Genomic DNA, 16,932 nt, shown 5'->3' on the forward strand with positions numbered 1-16,932 from the left:
TTTTAAATTATGTTACGCAGGATAAAAGGCCGCATAACAAATTCAGGTGTAGTCATTTGCATTCAAAATTCTACAAACTTTGAAGATCCCGAAAAAACTGAATTGCAATGTAGTAAAGGGCACAGTCGCGTGGAATGCGCACGTCATGGTTAGTAATAGAAGCCAATTTTCGCAGTTTATATTGCAGTGTGTTTTTATGAATGAAAAGACGTTTTGCGGCACGCTCAATCGACCCATCCTCTTCAAAATAAATCTCCAGCAAATGGATCCAGAGCCGGACTTTCTCTATGCTGCAATCTTGAAACATGCGATGGAGATATTCCCGCTTCGCATCAGGGGAGATTTCCGCTAGAAAAATTTCTGTAGTCATCTGGCTGTAAAGAGTAATCTGTGCAGGCAGTCTGCACGCATGTGAAGCCTTATTGGCCTTGAAATAAGCGGTTTTAACATCTAAGGTTCCTAAGGGGGCATCATCGATGCCAGCCAGCAGCTGAACACCGCATGTTTCCTGAATTTCTTGGATCAATGTTTGAGCAAGCTGCATCATCTGATTGTCATCCCGCGGAGTTACGAGGCAAATTTGCTTGGTGGTGAGACTAAGAAAGATGTTGGTTGGCTGTTTGCAGATGAATTTCCGGATCGATTTTTCCACCCGTTCAATCTGTTTCTGTCCCGCGCTGGTTCCGGAAAGGCTCCGGAAATTCTCCAAGCGAAGAACCATTGCACGCCGGGGACGAAGTATGTCTATATGTAACTCGATGCCACGTTCCACAAAAGCCTGTCCGTCTTCCGTTCCGTTTCCCAGAATCCAGTCTTCAAGATAACGGTTTTCTATCTTTTTATCCAGCCGTTCTTGTTCCTTTACATAGCTTTCCCGAATCAGTATCTGCGTCATCTCTCTGACAATCTGCCCATAGTTGAAAACCTGGTCATAAGGTCCAGTGATTCCCACAACGCCAATGGTCTTTCCGTTAATTCTGATGGGAAGGTTCAGCCCGGCACGCGTAGTAGGAGTCTCATTTTCTTCCTTCACATAGAACTCTGTCAAATGCTCATCAATGATTTTTTTCGCCCCCGCATGTAAATTGCCGATCCGCTTTGGATCTGTGCTGGCGATGATATAGCCGTTTTCATCCATAATGTTAATATGCTGTTTGACGATTGAACTGATTTTTTGAGCAATTTGTTTGGCACTTCGCGCAGAAATAAACATGACGGCATTTTCCTTTCCTGAGTCTGTTGAAAAACAGAAAAATGTACACTCAGCTATTCATTATAGCTCATATCTTCCAAAAAAGTATATGAGCCTTCCCTGATTTTTTGGAGACAAAGAAGTAGAGCGCAAACGGCAAAACATATGTTCAATGCCGTAACAGAACGGTTAGCTGGCATTAAATAAAGAAAGGCTGACAAACTGGGGCTTCTATGATCTAGCCTCGGTTTATCAGTCTGTACACATCAACTATTAAAAGCACCGTCTTCTATATTTGATTTTCGTCCACCGCGGAAATTCAAATTTTTCCGGCGCGGCACTTCTGGATTCTTTGACGCAGTTTAAATCTGACCCATCCTGAGCTTTTTCAAATACGGGATTCCCAATGCGGCTGACACGACAAGCGCGACCATGTCTGCTACCGGAGTTGCCCACGCTATCCCGCTTATGCCAATGAGTCGGTTGAACAGAAACATCAACGGAACATCCACTGTGCCCTTGCGCAGCAGTGACAGAATGATCGGCTGAATCTTCTTTCCGGTAGCCTGAAACACCGTAATAACAAAAAAATTGACTGCCGTTGTTGGGCATGCAAGACAAATGATTCTAAGAAAGATTCTCCCGTATTGCACCGTTTCGGCATTGTCAATAAACAGGCGCGTAATCGGCGCAGCGGTGAGAAGCAATATTGTCATACCGGAAAGCGATATCACCAAACAAGCAAAAAGCAGCGTCTTGATCACTGACATCATTCTTTTTCTGTTCCCTGAGGTATAGTTGTATCCGATCAGAGGCAGCGTTCCCTGAGTCATGCCTTGTGCAATGGCAAATGCCATTAGATCGATTTTCTTTGCGATTCCCATACCGGCGACAGCTTCATTTGAGTAAGTGGAGATAATGTTATTGAGAAAAGTATTCGATATAGTAGCCATCATAGATATGATAAAGCTGGGGAGTCCCACCGCCAGCACTTCACCAGGGATATGATCTTTCAGCGTATACAGTTTGGGCGACATCGTTATCGTGCTGACATTCCTGATTTTATAAATAAAGCAAAAGAAGTAAACTACGGCAGCCACGTTTGAAATCATGGTCGCAATTGCCGCACCCGCAATCTCCATTTTAAAAGTGAAAATAAACAGCGGATCAAGCCCCATATTAAGGATCCCACCGAATGCCACGCCAATGCTGGCCTGCTTCGAATAACCCTCTGCTCTTACAAGATGAGCGAGTTCCGGATTCAGTACCGTCGGAACGGCACCGATGCCAATCGTCCAAAATATGTACTCGGAACTATACTCCCACGTCCCATCATTCGTGCCAAGGATTGGCAGTAAAACCGGAAGAAAAATGAGTACAAAGACACTATAGATAAGCCCTGCAGCGACAGCTGTCCAAATGCAGAAAGAAGAGCAGTGCGAAGCTTTTTCTCTTTCGTTCGCTCCAAGGCACCTAGAAATAAGGCTTGCACCGCCGATTCCAAACAGGTTTGCAAGGGCAGTCATGAACATAAAAAGCGGCATTGCAAGCGTCGCCGCCGCCACCTGATTGGGGTCACCCAGCTGCCCTACAAAAAACGTGTCCGCCATATTGTAAATAACGGTGATGATCTGACTGATGACAGTCGGGATTGCTAGTGTGATCACCGCTTTTTTCTCTGGCATGGAAGAAAAAAGGTCTTCTCTTTCTGTGCCCATATTTAGTGCCGCCTCTTTTCCGCACGATCCAGACTGTCGACAAAACACTCGATCGCAAAGTGAAAGCTCTTATCCGTATCCGCTGGGTAATGTGAAAAGAATCCGGCATCCATCTCTGAAACATAACCATGCACGATACTACGGAAGAAACGCCGAAAGTGTATTTTTTCGTCTTCTTCAATGTCATAGTCCGCCAGCATCTTTACAATTGGTTCTGTAATGCACATAGCAGCTTCATCCAGTACGTGATTATCGGAAGCCGCAACGTTCATTACAAGCCAGTATAGTTCTCTGTGCTCTTTTGCAAAGCGCCGATAAGCTTCGGCCAGTGCATAGACCGCCTGCCCGCGCTTCAGATCCTTGATCGCCTGCATTTCTGCGTCTCTCTGCAGTCTCAGCGCGTAATTGCACACCCCCGCCAACAACTCCCCCATGTTTTTTACATGGTTATACAGCGAGGCGGTTTTCACGCCCAATTCGTCTGCGACGAGCTTCATTGAAAAATTGTTTCGTCCATCTCGTTCGATAACATTTACTGCAGCATCAATAAGTACTTCCCTGCTTAACCCTTTCTGTGCCATTTCTTTGCCTCCCAAAAAACTAATGCTATTAGTTATATATTAAACTAACGGCATTAGTTTGTCAATAAAACGAACTGTCTTTTTGCAGATAAAAAACCGGGCACCTGCAAAAAACAGATGCCCGGCAATGTTTTTATTCTAGAACCCTTCAGACGGGCCTTTTCAAATACATAGGTTTTGATCCATTATAGGCCGCTTTGCTCTCACCGGCAGCAACATCCAACTCGTTTCCTGTTGAGATCAATTTTCGATATGCTCGCTTACATCGACTTTGGACAATAAACATACTGCCTCAACATGGGGCGTTCTTGGGAACATATCGACCGGCTGTAAAGAGTGCAGCGAATATCCAAGCTCCGCAAATAGTTTAAGATCTCTTGCCAATGTAGCAGGATCGCAGGAAACATATACAACACGCTCCGGAGCCATTTTAACAACAGTCCGGATTAATTCTTCCCCACACCCTTTTCTTGGCGGATCTAAAATCACAACGTCCGGCTGAGTTCCTTCTTTCTGCAACTTTTCGGCCGCTTCTGAAGCATCTCCGCAGAAAAAGCGCGCATTTTTGATTTGATTTTGCTTTGCATTGCGACGTGCATCCTCCACAGCAGCCTCTACAATCTCTACTCCAATTACCTGCCGTGCATTATTTGCCATAGAAAGTCCGATTGTTCCAGTTCCACAGTAAAGATCAAGCAGTGTCTCTTTTCCAGTCAAAGAGGCTGCCTTTGCCGCCAGATTATACAGTTGTTGTGCCTGTCTGCGATTTACCTGATAAAAGCTCTTCGGCGAAATAGAAAAAGAAAGTCCACACAGCGTATCGGTAATCGAATCTGTACCCCACAATGTTTTCCCTTTCTCGCCCAAAATTACATTCGTACGATCACGATTAAAGTTCAGCACAATGCTTTTTGTTTCTGGAACCTCATTTTTTAATAATTCTATCAAAACATCTTCCTTATGAATCTTGCTGCCATTGATTACAAGACAAACCATCAGATCGCCTGTAGACATCGCGCTGCGCAGATATAAATGACGCAAAGTTCCTTTTCCCGTTTGTTCGTTATAAATCGTATCTTTTGAGATGCTTTGCCATTTTTTCACCGCTTGCATCGCACGAAAAAAAGATTCCGGCTGCAGCAAACACCGATCACAAGGAATGATTCTGTGACTGTGCACTGCATAAAATCCGAACACCAAATTCCCGTTTGCATCTGCCTGAAGCGGGATCTGTGCTTTATTCCGGTAGTGAATACAATCCGGCGACGGCAAAATTTCAGCAACCGGGAAATTGATCCCTCCAATTCGGCTAATTGCATCCTGCACCCGTTCTTGTTTGGCCCACAATTCTTCCTGATAGGTAAGATGGCGAAAAACACAGCCTCCGCATTGAGCGGATACCGAACAATCCGGCTCGACACGAGCTGGAGACGGCTCCAAAATTTTTTCAATCCGTCCAAACGCATATGTTTTAAGCCGTTTGACGATCCGTACCTGAAGAACATCTCCTCTGGCGGCTCCAAAAACAAAAATTGGTAACCCTTCGACCCGACCAACGCCACTTCCCTGTGCTGTATATCCTGTAATTGTCAGCTTTACAATATCATTCTTTTTTAATTCCAAAAATTTTGTCTTCCTTTCCTTAATTTTGTTTTCTGCATGGATCTTTATTTTTCCTGCAAACCAATGCACGAATTTTTGTGCTAAGAGAAAACGTTTTCTCAAAAGTTCATTTTTAGAATTTTTGAAGGAATTTTTTCTAAAAAGTAAAACTTTATATTTCGTTAATTATTACTAAAACATCCTCTCTAAAATTAGCGTTTTGTATAAATCGGAGATTGTGAAAAATCGTTAAAAAAGGCGTTGACACAACATTTTTGCATGTTATAATAAAAACAGAAAGAAAAATATTTCACAAACTTTTGATGATATGTCTTACAGCCAGACGGCTGTGAACCTTTTCAATACAACTCCTCCCCAAAAAAGGCAAGAATGGTTTTCCGTTCTTGTCTTTTTTCTTGTTTTGTGCAAGATTTTTTACCACATATGCAAAATGATGCTGTTTTTAACTGCTGATTAAATTTTCACGAGCTCTCTTTGAATATTTGGAGCTTTTCATTTATTTTATTATAATCATTTTCTTCGGCTTCGTCTATGCTTTCTCCGATTTTCTATTGACCCTAATACAAAATCTTTCTATAATGAAAGAGGCCTTTTTTCGACCTTACAGAAAGGATGTTTACTCTATGGTACAAGAATTGACAATAAAATCACTATTAGATCTTTCTCATACATTGGCAGCGCCTCTCCTGCAGAAGTTCCAGTATCCGTGGGAAGCACTGGATGGAATTGATTCTTTCATTTTAGCGCTCGGCCCCACTCTACCGAAAGAGGAGTATGAACAGCGGGGAGAAAATATTTGGATCGCAAAATCCGCCAAAATCTATCCAAATAATTACATTGCCGGGCCCTGCATTATCGGTCCGGAAACTGAAGTGCGTCCAGGCGCTTTCATTCGTAAAGATGCACTTGTCGGAAGTCACTGCGTAGTCGGAAATTCTACCGAACTTAAAAATGTGATTCTTTTTGACAATGTGCAGGTTCCTCATTATAACTATGTTGGCGATTCGATTCTCGGATTTCACAGTCATATGGGCGCAGGCTCCATTACCAGCAATGTAAAATCAGACAAAACATTGGTTGTAGTTCATGGCCCTCAGGCCATTCCTACCGGAAGAAAAAAGTTCGGCGCAATTCTTGGCGATCGAGTCGAAGTGGGCTGCAATTCTGTTTTGAATCCGGGTACTGTTATTGGGCGTGACAGCAATATTTATCCCGTCAGTTGTGTACGCGGATTTATTCCACAGAGCAGTATCTTTAAGTGCGCAGATCATATTGTGAAAAAACATGCAGAGGATTCTGCACATGTATAAAGCCTGCATCTTTGATCTGGATGGAACCCTTTTAAACACTTTATTTTCTATCGCGGAGTTTTCCAATGAAGCACTTAAAGCCCGCCGTTATGCGACAATTCCTCCGGAAGATTTTCGGAAGATTGTGGGAAATGGGACCGTGGTACAAATCGAGCGTATGCTGAACCGTGTAAAACCAGAAGGCCATACAGCAGAGGAAGCTTTTCATCTCCGCCATATTTATGAATCCCTCTATGCCTCTGACCCCTGCCGCAAAATTGCAGACTATCCGGGAATGAAAGAACTCTTAAAGGAACTGAACGCACGTTGCATTCCGACAGCAGTTCTTTCCAACAAACCAGATCCATGGGTACAAAAAATTATTGCAAATTGCTTTCCAGCGCAAACATTTACAGTTTGCTGCGGCCAACAAGATGGGATTCCCCGAAAACCCGCTCCGGACGGTGCGCTCAAAATTGCAGAAGTATTTCACTTAGCCCCAAAAGAAATTCTCTATATTGGCGACACAAACACCGATATGCAGACCGGTGCAGCAGCAGGAATGGATACAGCCGGCGCGCTTTGGGGATTTCGTGATGCCAAAGAACTTTCTGAAAATCATGCAGTCTACCTAGTAAAAGGCCCTTTGGATCTTTTGCCCATTATCACCCAAGTTTAAAATTAAAAAATTAAAAAAGCGGCAAAGCCTTTTTCATTTAGGCTTTGCCGCTTTTTTTAGAAATTTTTCAAAAATACAAGTAATTATAATGAAAAATTCATTTTCCCTCATCGATCATTTTTTCAAATTCGTTGCAGCTTGCATCAAGCCGCTGGCCACTCGTCCGGCCGACTGATATCCATACTGAGAAGTATCTTCAACTACGACAACAAACGCATATGGTGTGCTGTCATTTTGAGAAAATCCAACCATCCAACCGTTATTTTGTTTATTCTCTCCGAGCTCTGCCGTACCAGTCTTAGCACAAACCTGCATCCCGGTAGGGAACATCTTATCGCCATAATAATTCTGCACATTCCAGCGCAGATAGGCTTTTACACGATCAGCAATCGTACTGGACATCATGGACTCCCCCGAATTCCCGATCAGATCAGGGAGACCGGAAGTCTTGATAAAATGCGGTGTCACTGCATTTCCGCCATTCGCAATTGCTCCCAGAATTCTTGCCATATGGCAGGGATTCACGGTATCCGTATACTGTCCTACACCAGACCAACCCAGCTGATTTTCGCTGGCAGTACCAACATTATAACTGCTTTTTGCAGTCGGAATTCCATCCACTTCAAAGCTCTTGTTAAATCCAAGTTCTTCTGCTGTTTTCGTCATGGTATTGGCACCGAGGTTGATAGACAGATGCGCAAATGCAATATTACAGCTATTAGCAAGTGCCTGCTGAAAATTCTGATCCCCATGTACTTCGGTACAAGTAATCGGCGATCCTCCAATCACTTCAGATCCATCACAATGAAAGCTCTGGCTGTCCAGATCTGACATATTTTCGCTGGCCGCCACTGTTGTGACAATCTTAAAAATAGATCCGGGGGTCAAAGCTCCCGAAAGAACTTTATTTACATAAGCACCATCATAGGCAGCATTTGTACCGATATCCTGTGGCGGATTTTGTGGATCAAATCCAGGGTTACTCACCATAGAAAGGATCTCTCCTGTCTTCCAGTTGTAGATCAGCGCGGCACCTTTTTGCCCATTCATAAGCTCATAGGCGGTCTTATTTAAGCTGCTGTCAAGCGTAAGCGTCACGTCGCCGGTCGTCTTTAATCCAAAAGGCGTCCCAAGACCAGTAATCAGATTATAGCCGGTCAACCGACTGCGCATGGCAGTCTGCACCCCAGTAGAAATATTCCCTTCGGTATCCCCTACCGCATGCAGCATACTGCACCGAATTTCCTTGTCGCTGTTATAAAGGCGCTCCCCATTTTGGCTATAGGCAAGTAATACCCCGTTGCGGTCATAAACACGCCCGGTAGAATCACTGCCTGCCTGCGCTGTTGCAAGCTTATTGACAGGATTCGTCGCCCACGAAGAAGCACTCGTAAAATATTCGAATAAAAAGAATCCAAGACAGCCGATAAAGGCAGCGATAATAAAATACAAAATAAAAGAACGTTTACGGGTTACATTCATTAGTCACCGTCTCCCCTCACCGCTCTGCGCGGCCGATATTCCGGCTCTTCTCTAATAGGCTGTGAAACCGGGACACTCCCCCGACGGCGGCCTGCATAAGTACGCTCATCACTTGCCTTTAAAAATGCAAGCATTCCCCAACAGCTGATCATACTGCTGCCGCCTGCGCTGATAAAGGGCAGTGTCACGCCGGTAAACGGCAAAACATCCGTGCTGCCAAAAACATTCAGCATCGTCTGAAACAAAAGCATTCCGGCCGCCGCACAAGAAGAAATTGAATAAAAAGTACTGCGGCTGCGACTGACATCTCCACGTACATAAAAAGTCAACACGACTAGGCCAATCAAAACGACAACCGCCAAAACGATTCCAAGTTCTTCGCAGGTCATATCAAAGGCCAGGTCACTGTTGGCGGCAAAAAGCATATTGGATTTTCCGGTCATAGGACCGGTACCAGCACCCATTCCGCCGTTTCCGATTCCCAAACCAAAAAGTCCGCCGCCGGCACCATAGCTCATTCCACGAGACTGCTGATATCCGACATTCTGGGTATCCTCCCAAACATGCCTCCAACCGTCAAAACGACTAGCAACATGAGGCATCATCTGCAAAATAAGCAATCCCCCAAGACCGGCAGCAGAAATTGCCAAAGCGACTGTACGAACACTTCCGGAACGCATAAAAGAAATGATCAAGAAGGTCACAAAGAAGATCACTGCGGTTCCCATATCTTTCATAAGGAAAAGTGCACCCATACAGATAGCGGAAAAGCCGATAAACCCGGCCAAATTTCGTTTTGTCTGCAAGCGGTCTAGTGTTGCAGCACCGGCAAAAATAAAAGCAAGCTTGACAAATTCGCTGGGCTGAATGCTCGCTCCACCAATATTGATCCAGTTTTTAGAACCATAAGTAGAATGTGCAAGCAAAAGATTCAATGCCAACAATCCGACTGCCGCAACAGTAACCGGAATTCTCCACTTTGTAGTACGCTCCAGATCCTTCATAAACCAAACCATCAAACAAAAAAGGATCACACCCATTACCATCGTAATCACCTGTGTATAGGCTACTTTCATACTGGCCCAATGAAAAAGGGTGGTAGCGCTCGGCAAAGCCTGTCCCTCGTCCAGTTCCAAACGCTGTCCGGACAATAGAGCTAGTCCAATTCCAGAAAACAGGAACCCGATCGTTTCAATTTCAAAGCTTACACGGCTAAGTATCCTGCGGGAATAAAAATAAAGTCCCCATTCTACAATCAAAAGCACGACGAATGGCAAGATAGGCAGCAGCGAAAGCTCTCCAGAGCCATAGCAGGCCTGCGAAAAAAGCAGGATCTGAATCAAAGTCGTTGTGAGAAGCAGCCCTGCCGGAGAAGGGGTTTTCGCCTGTTGGTGACGTCCGGGACGTGCCTGAGGTTTTACATCGGTCACTCTTTTTAAAATTAAAGAAGTCGTGCCTACTTTAATGGTATCTCCGGGACGTACGCTCATAGGTCCCTTGATTTTTTTACCATTTAAGAAGGTCCCGGATTTACTTTCCGTATCTACGATTGTCCAACCGGATTCCCGACGCATCAGAACAGCGTGATCCCGACTGATGGCATCATCCGGAATCCGAATATCACAGCTTTTGCTTCGTCCAATGCTGTTTTCCCAATAGAGGACCGGTATCATAACGCCGGAAGCTGCATCCTCCAAAAAGACTACCGGTTCTTCTCTTCTGCGTCCTGCGCGCATAGAAGCATAACAGCGCAAGATCACCAAAAGTGACAGAATTGGGATAATAATGCGAAAAATAAAGAAGACCAGATTGGGCACAGATTTCAGTACGGTTAGTACTTGCTCCAAGTCTTCCCCTCCTTTCGGAATAAAATGAATTTTTTAATTTAATAAAAAAGGAATCCAAGCGGCAAAAACTGCCAACTTCGATTCCTTAAGTATAGCCTGAATTTCATAAAATGTAAAGATTATGCCTTTTCATTTTCAGTCAAAAACAGCCGATCGCCTTCTGAAACTGCGGCAAAAGCGGTTCGAACAAAACCCCATAACGGGGATCCGTCCCTGCTTCCCATGTTGTACGAATACTGAGGGCCGTAAAATCGACTGCCGCCTGCAAAGCCCCTTCAAATGAGATGTGATTTAAAATTCCCGCTAAAAGAGACGCGGCAAGAAGATCTCCTGTTCCATGATAATTTCCTTGAATTTTTGGTGCCAGTGCATAACTAAACTTTCCTGTATCACGGTCAAATCCTGCTGCTCCCAAAAGTGCCGGTGCAAACCAAACACCTGTCAAAACCACTTTACGCGGTCCCAAATCTGAAAGGCGCCTTAACTGAGACTCAATTTCTTCCCGCACACAGGGCTTTTCCTCATAGGGCTCCTGAAGAAGAAAAGCTGACTCGGTACGATTCGGGACAATTAAATCTGCAGCAGAACAAAGTTCTGCCGTTTCTTCCGCCATTTTTTTGGTATAAGTCTGATAAAGCGCACCATGATCTGCCATTGCAGGATCGACCAGTATAAAGGTCTTCGGCCCGGAAAACGTCTGCAAAAATTCTTTTACTATGGAAATTTGTTTTTCACTGCCTAAAAATCCTACATAAATTGCATCAAAAGTCAAGCCAAGCTGTTTCCACTGCTTTAAAAATCCATCCATGGCTTCGGTGAGATCTTGATGCCAAACGCCCGGCAAGCCTCCGGTATGGCTGGAAAAAACAGCGGTCGGAATCGGACAGGTCTCAATTCCGGCTGCACTCAGAACCGGCAGAACAATACTCAACGAACAACGGCCGAAGCCGGAAAGATCATGAATTGCTGCTACACGCGGTTGCTTTTTCATAGAATCACCCTCTATACAGTTTCTATTTATCATATTTCTATTTATCATATAGGATTCTTTTCTGTGGTTCAAGGAGAATTTTGTAAAACCAAAAAATTTTTATACGCCAATTCTTTTTTCTCATCTAGTATTGTAAATTCGATAAATTTTGCACGGTCTCCATCAGTGTTTTATCCTACTGTACCATAAAGGATCCTCTTCTTTAAAAGTAAAAGATCGGCGGTCGTCACCGTTCCGTCTCCGTCTAGATCAGCGGCACGGCGTTGAAGCTCGTTAAATGAATGATAGGCAAGCGCCGGATAAAATACTTTCAACGATTTGGAATCGGGTCTTCCAGAACCAGTCAGATCCCCTAGGATAACCGCGGTTGTCATCTTTTGTTCCCCTTCACTGTCTAAGAATGAGATTTGATCTCCTGTTACAACGGCGCCTTCTGGAACATCATATCCCGCCTTCGTAAGGACTTCCACATTTTTGTTCTTTCTAACGCGGCTAAATGTCTCTTTTAACTGACTGACCGTAACCGGCTCATCAAAAATATAATAATCTTCATCTGACGCGCTAGTCTGTGAGCTTGCTGAGGAAACAGGCAAGGAAGAACTCGACTCAGGTTTAGAGCTGACCACCTCGGACGAAGATTCGGCAGAACTTTCAAAAGGTTCAGAAGCCTCTGATGTCTCATCTGGAAGAGGGATTCCGGTAGAGGCCTGTGGTTCCTGTTGGATCCTCATCAGCACTGGCTCCTTCCCCCACGAAAGCTCATAGTTAAGAATTGACGCACGTTCTCCATAATAGCGTAAAATCATCCTATTGGTTTGAGAATCAAAATACAGATCACTGCACTTTTTAGAGTCTTCCGGCAAAAAGCCACTCCATTCGCAAGTCTCCCCAGAAGAAAAAGAAACCGCTTCTATCCTGAGCGAATAATCCTTTTCGAAACCAACAAAAACAGTTTTATCAGCCTGAACGGCGCCGAATAAATAGCTTCCTTCTAATTCCATCGGTGTTGTTCCTTTGCTGAGCTTTCCAGAATCCTCCACAAGAGCAAGCCTCGTTTTCTGCCCATCCGTACTGAAGATTACCCATTGACTGCCAAGCGGAAAAGCCATTCGGTTTTGCTTAAATGCTGCCTCATCTGAAATCTTTGTCGGTGCCATTTTTTCAGCGCCGTGAATCTGATACTGCCACACTCCGATCAAAACAACTACCACTACAAAAGTCAATACTGTTCCAATTAAAATCTTCCGCTTTTTTCGCAAACACTTTTCTCCCATAAGCCCTGCGCCTCTATTTTTTAAGTTTGTCCTAATTATAGCAAAGTTTTTGAAAAAATGAAAGAAAAAAGTAATTTTTTGTAAAAAAATACTACTTTTTATGGAATTTAGTCGAAAATTAAAATTGTAAGACTTAAATTCTTTACCAAAAAATCCCGACAGCAAAAAGTTTTTTACTTTTCACCATCGGGATTTTTATTTTCTATAAAAATAATTTTTTACAGGGTTCCAAAAATACGGTCTCCTGCATCTCCAAGACCCGGAACAATATATCCATGATCATTGAGATGTTCATCCACTGCTGCACAATAAATCTGTACATCCGGATGTGCCTCGGTAAATGCTTTAAGGCCCTCCGGCGCTGCAATAATGCACATAAATTTAATGCTCTTTGGATTGCTGCGCTTGATAATGGTCACTGCATCAATTCCGGAGCCGCCGGTTGCCAGCATCGGATCCAGCACAATGACATCGCGTTCTTCAATGTCATGGGGCAGTTTGCTATAATATTCTACCGGCTGCAGCGTTTTGGGATCACGATAAAGACCAATATGTCCAACCTTCGCCGCGGGAACCATCTCCAGAACACCTTCCACCATTCCAAGACCTGCACGCAGGATCGGAACGAAAGCAAGTTTACGTCCTGCAATGACCTTTGTATGTGCCATCGCTACAGGGGTCTCTGTATCGACCTCTTCCAGAGGAAGATCCCGTGTCGCTTCATAGCACTCCAGCATCGCAATCTCGCTGACCAACTGGCGAAACTCCTTTGAGCCCGTATTCTTGTCTCTTAAGAATGTGAGCTTATGCTGGATCAGCGGATGATCCATGATGAAAACCTGTTTGTCCATTTTTAAATGACCTCCATATTTGTTTTTATATCTTACAGCTTATCCTGTTCGATTGCAGTAATCTGATCTAGACGACGCTGATGACGTCCGCCTTCAAACGGTGTTTCCAAATAAATTTTAGTGAGTTCTACCGCCTTTTCTTTATCAATCACACGACCGCCCATACAAAGGCAGTTGCAGTTATTGTGACGGCGGGTCATCTCTGCACAAAATTCGTTATCACATACAGATGCACGAACACCATCCACCTTATTAGCGGCAATCGACATTCCAATGCCGGTTCCGCAGCAGAGGATTCCTTTTTCACATTCTCCACGAGCCACTGCATGTGCTACCTTTGCGGCAATAGGTGGATAATCCACACTCTCTTCGCTATGGGTTCCAAAATCTTGATAAGCAATATTTTGACTGTCCAAATATGCTTTTACGGCTTCTTTGATCTGAAATCCGCCATGATCAGCTCCGATTGCAATCATGAATTTTCATACTCCTTTTCCTTATCAAACTTTCTTGTTTTTTAAGCGCAGATTGCGCTCTGCCTGAGGTGACCGCAGATAAATCGGCTGAAGTTCTCGGGCTGTTACCGTTTCACCGCGTAAAAATTTTTCTGCCGCTACCCGCGCTACCCCAGACGCTCTCTGATACTGAATTGGTTCCGGGGAAAGACATGCATTAATTTCCATAAACTCCGGAGATTTTGCACAAAGCTGCGCACCGTCTCCAACTAAGATCAATGGTTCCGACAGACCGGCACATTCTTCTGCAAGTTCTTTGATCGACAAAGCGCGGTCTTCACAAAGGCGCCGCACCTTTCCATCTTCAATAGAAAACAAAGCATTATAAACCTGCCCGCAGCGAGCATCCATCACGCAGCATGCAGTACAGGGCAGCACCAAAAGATTTTGCGCCATCGCTTCGAGTGTTGAAACAGAAATACATGGTTTTCCGGTTGCCATAGCGATTCCTTTAATACTGGAAACCGCAATGCGCACTCCGGTAAAAGATCCGGGGCCGGCAGAAACTGCAAATCCATCAATTTCGGAAAGCGGAATCTTGGTATACTGCAAGACGCCGTCAATCATCGGCATCAAGGTCTGGCTATGAGTCAGACGCGTATTAATATAATTTTCTCCAAGTACCTTTCCTTCTTCCCAGACACAGGCAGAAGCTGCCCCTGCAGAGGCGTCAATTGCCAACAATTTCACAGAATCACAGCCCTTCTATTGTAAAAATACGATCGTTTTCTTTTTCGCCGGGTTCAATCGTAATCCGTACTGCAGTTTCCGGCAACGCTGCTTCGATATTTTCACTCCACTCAATAATCAGCACCCCGCCGGACTCCAGATAATCAAAATATCCGGTAGAAGAAAGATCGTCCCAGCCGTCTACCCGATACATATCAAAATGATAGACGGGGAGCCTTCCCTCATAGCAATGCACCAATGCAAAAGTGGGGCTGCAAACACCGCTTGTAATACCAAGCCCTGCACAAACACCCCGCGTAAACGCAGTTTTTCCCATTCCCATCGGCCCAAAAAGGGCAAGCACCTCTCCGCCTTTTAATTGCTCTGCAATTTGGCATCCAAATGCTTCGGTCTCCTGTGGAGAATGACTTAAAAAGGGTTTCATTAGAACAATCCCTCAATTTTTCCATTTTTTGCAACATCGATCTTTAAAGCAGCAGGTACTTTGGGCAAACCTGGCATTGTCATGATATCCCCTGCATAGGCCACAACAAATCCGGCACCGCTGGAAATCTTCAGATCACGAATCGTAATTTTAAATCCCTGCGGACGTCCCAACAGAGACGCATCATCAGAAAGACTGTACTGTGTCTTTGCAATGCAGACTGGCATCTTGTCCCCGCCAAGATTTTTAATCTCTGCAAGAGACTTTTTCGCCTGCTTAGAATAGGAAACTCCATCTGCTCCATAGATTTCTTTTGCAATCGTCTCAATTTTTTCTTCAACAGAAAGCTCTTCCTCATAAATCGGGTGAAAATCAGAAGGTTTTTCACAGGCAGAAACCACTTTTTCCGCCAGAGCTCGTCCGCCTTCTCCGCCTTTTGCAAAGACTTCGGACAGTGCAAAATCCGCTCCATTCTCTTTGCAGAACTGCTCAATATAAGAAAGCTCGTCCTCCGGATCTGTGAGGAACCGGTTGATTGCAACCACAACCGGCACACCATACTTTCTCATATTTTCAATATGCTTGCCAAGATTGACGATTCCTTTTTTAAGCGCTTCCAGATTTGGCTTAGAGGTATCCGTCTTTGGCACTCCGCCATTATATTTCAGCGCACGGTCGGTTGCTACCAGTACGATACAGGACGGATGAAGCCCCGCAAGACGGCACTTGATATCCATAAATTTCTCGGCGCCAAGGTCACTGCCGAAACCTGCCTCTGTAATACAGTAATCTGCAAGCTTCAAAGCAATCCTGGTTGCACGCACGCTGTTGCAGCCGTGCGCAATATTTGCGAATGGACCGCCATGCATAATCGCTGGGGTATTTTCAAGCGTCTGCACCAAATTGGGGTTAATCGCATCTTTAAGCAGCGCTGTCATTGCACCTTCGGCATGAAGATCTCCAGCATAAACCGGCTTACCGTCAAGCGTATAAGCAACTAGAATTTTAGAAAGTCTTTCTTTGAGATCCATCAGATCTTTTGCCAGACAAAAAATTGCCATGACTTCGCTTGCAACGGTAATGCAGAAATGGTCTTCACGCGGAACGCCATTGATTTTGCCGCCCAGACCGATCACAACATTACGCAAAGCACGGTCATTCATATCCATACAGCGCGTAATCAAGATTCTTCTGGAATCGATTCCAAGCTGATTCCCTTGGTGCATATGGTTATCCAGCATCGCACAGAGCAGATTATTCGCCGCAGTGATTGCATGCATATCACCGGTAAAATGAAGATTGATATCCTCCATCGGCACAACTTGCGCATAGCCGCCTCCGGCAGCACCGCCCTTAATGCCAAAAACTGGACCCAGACTCGGTTCCCGCAACGCAATAATCGCATTTTTCCCGATTTTAGCCATTGCTTCTCCAAGGCCTGCCGTTGTAGTCGTCTTCCCTTCTCCTGCCGGTGTCGGGTTGATGGCGGTCACTAAGACCAATTTTCCATCCGTTTTTCCCTGTAAACGGTCAAAAAGGGACTGGTTGAGCTTAGCCTTGTAACGGCCATATGGCTCCAGTTCCTCTTCGTGAATTCCAAGGCTTGCAGCAATTTTTGCAATCGGCTGCATTTTTGTTTGCTGTGCAATTTCGATGTCACTCAGCATAAGTTATCCTCCAAAAATTCAATTTTTATGAAATCGTTACGTTCTCGATTTCATGTGCGGAAAAACTCCACAAATCATATTAGAATTATTATAACACACTTTATTGCCC

The 16,932-nt window shown here is 44.5% G+C and carries 15 protein-coding genes; 2 read left to right on the forward strand and 13 right to left on the reverse strand.

Going from position 1 to position 16,932, the window contains the following annotated elements; genetic code table 11:
* Positions 1–70: 70 nt before the first annotated feature.
* The 4 genes from ACVS9P_RS07895 to rlmD form a co-directional block, all read right to left on the reverse strand.
* On the reverse strand, positions 71–1,213 hold the full coding sequence (locus ACVS9P_RS07895) for a CdaR family transcriptional regulator (protein WP_452103036.1): 1,143 nt from the start codon (positions 1,211–1,213) through the stop codon (positions 71–73).
* A 341-nt stretch (positions 1,214–1,554) separates the two neighbouring features.
* On the reverse strand, positions 1,555–2,910 hold the full coding sequence (locus tag ACVS9P_RS07900) for an MATE family efflux transporter (protein ID WP_452103037.1): 1,356 nt from the start codon (positions 2,908–2,910) through the stop codon (positions 1,555–1,557).
* A gap of 2 nt (positions 2,911–2,912) precedes the next feature.
* Positions 2,913–3,491: a TetR/AcrR family transcriptional regulator gene (locus ACVS9P_RS07905; RefSeq protein WP_452103038.1), complete on the reverse strand. Its 579-nt coding sequence runs from the start codon at positions 3,489–3,491 to the stop codon at positions 2,913–2,915.
* 240 nt (positions 3,492–3,731) lie between these two features.
* Positions 3,732–5,114: a 23S rRNA (uracil(1939)-C(5))-methyltransferase RlmD gene (gene rlmD, locus ACVS9P_RS07910; RefSeq protein WP_452103039.1), complete on the reverse strand. Its 1,383-nt coding sequence runs from the start codon at positions 5,112–5,114 to the stop codon at positions 3,732–3,734.
* Between the two features lie 623 nt (positions 5,115–5,737).
* Here rlmD and ACVS9P_RS07915 point away from each other — a divergent pair.
* Together ACVS9P_RS07915 and ACVS9P_RS07920 are read left to right on the forward strand one after the other, a co-directional pair.
* Positions 5,738–6,424: an acyltransferase gene (locus ACVS9P_RS07915; RefSeq protein WP_452103040.1), complete on the forward strand. Its 687-nt coding sequence runs from the start codon at positions 5,738–5,740 to the stop codon at positions 6,422–6,424.
* A complete protein-coding gene (locus tag ACVS9P_RS07920) occupies positions 6,417–7,082 on the forward strand; it encodes an HAD family hydrolase (protein WP_452103041.1) in 666 nt (221 codons plus the stop codon). The genes ACVS9P_RS07915 and ACVS9P_RS07920 overlap by 8 nt, the downstream gene beginning before the upstream one ends.
* A 114-nt stretch (positions 7,083–7,196) precedes the next feature.
* Here ACVS9P_RS07920 and ACVS9P_RS07925 read toward each other — a convergent pair whose 3' ends face one another.
* From ACVS9P_RS07925 to ACVS9P_RS07965, 9 genes are all read right to left on the reverse strand, one after another.
* Positions 7,197–8,564: a penicillin-binding transpeptidase domain-containing protein gene (locus ACVS9P_RS07925; protein ID WP_452103042.1), complete on the reverse strand. Its 1,368-nt coding sequence runs from the start codon at positions 8,562–8,564 to the stop codon at positions 7,197–7,199.
* Positions 8,564–10,411, reverse strand: coding sequence for an FtsW/RodA/SpoVE family cell cycle protein (locus ACVS9P_RS07930; RefSeq protein ID WP_452103043.1), 1,848 nt, complete (start codon positions 10,409–10,411; stop codon positions 8,564–8,566). The genes ACVS9P_RS07925 and ACVS9P_RS07930 overlap by 1 nt, the downstream gene beginning before the upstream one ends.
* Before the next feature lie 139 nt (positions 10,412–10,550).
* Positions 10,551–11,402: a pyridoxamine kinase gene (locus ACVS9P_RS07935; protein WP_452103044.1), complete on the reverse strand. Its 852-nt coding sequence runs from the start codon at positions 11,400–11,402 to the stop codon at positions 10,551–10,553.
* A 170-nt stretch (positions 11,403–11,572) separates the two neighbouring features.
* On the reverse strand, positions 11,573–12,661 hold the full coding sequence (locus tag ACVS9P_RS07940) for a dockerin type I domain-containing protein (protein ID WP_452103045.1): 1,089 nt from the start codon (positions 12,659–12,661) through the stop codon (positions 11,573–11,575).
* Positions 12,662–12,894: 233 nt separating this feature from the next.
* Complete coding sequence (upp, locus tag ACVS9P_RS07945) at positions 12,895–13,527, reverse strand: uracil phosphoribosyltransferase (RefSeq protein ID WP_452103046.1); 633 nt, start codon at positions 13,525–13,527, stop codon at positions 12,895–12,897.
* A gap of 32 nt (positions 13,528–13,559) precedes the next feature.
* Complete coding sequence (gene rpiB / locus ACVS9P_RS07950; protein ID WP_452103047.1) at positions 13,560–14,003, reverse strand: ribose 5-phosphate isomerase B; 444 nt, start codon at positions 14,001–14,003, stop codon at positions 13,560–13,562.
* Between the two features lie 24 nt (positions 14,004–14,027).
* Positions 14,028–14,732 (reverse strand): tRNA (adenosine(37)-N6)-threonylcarbamoyltransferase complex dimerization subunit type 1 TsaB, encoded by a 705-nt coding sequence (tsaB, locus tag ACVS9P_RS07955; protein WP_452103048.1) that lies wholly within the window; start codon positions 14,730–14,732, stop codon positions 14,028–14,030.
* A 4-nt stretch (positions 14,733–14,736) separates the two neighbouring features.
* Positions 14,737–15,156 carry a tRNA (adenosine(37)-N6)-threonylcarbamoyltransferase complex ATPase subunit type 1 TsaE gene (gene tsaE / locus ACVS9P_RS07960; protein ID WP_452103049.1) on the reverse strand — a complete coding sequence of 140 codons (420 nt, stop codon included), beginning with the start codon at positions 15,154–15,156 and terminating at the stop codon, positions 14,737–14,739.
* Complete coding sequence (locus ACVS9P_RS07965; protein WP_452103050.1) at positions 15,156–16,823, reverse strand: formate--tetrahydrofolate ligase; 1,668 nt, start codon at positions 16,821–16,823, stop codon at positions 15,156–15,158. Before ACVS9P_RS07965 ends, tsaE begins: the two co-directional genes overlap by 1 nt.
* Positions 16,824–16,932: the final 109 nt, after the last annotated feature.

It is taken from the genome of Caproicibacterium sp. NSD3 (assembly GCF_053613275.1).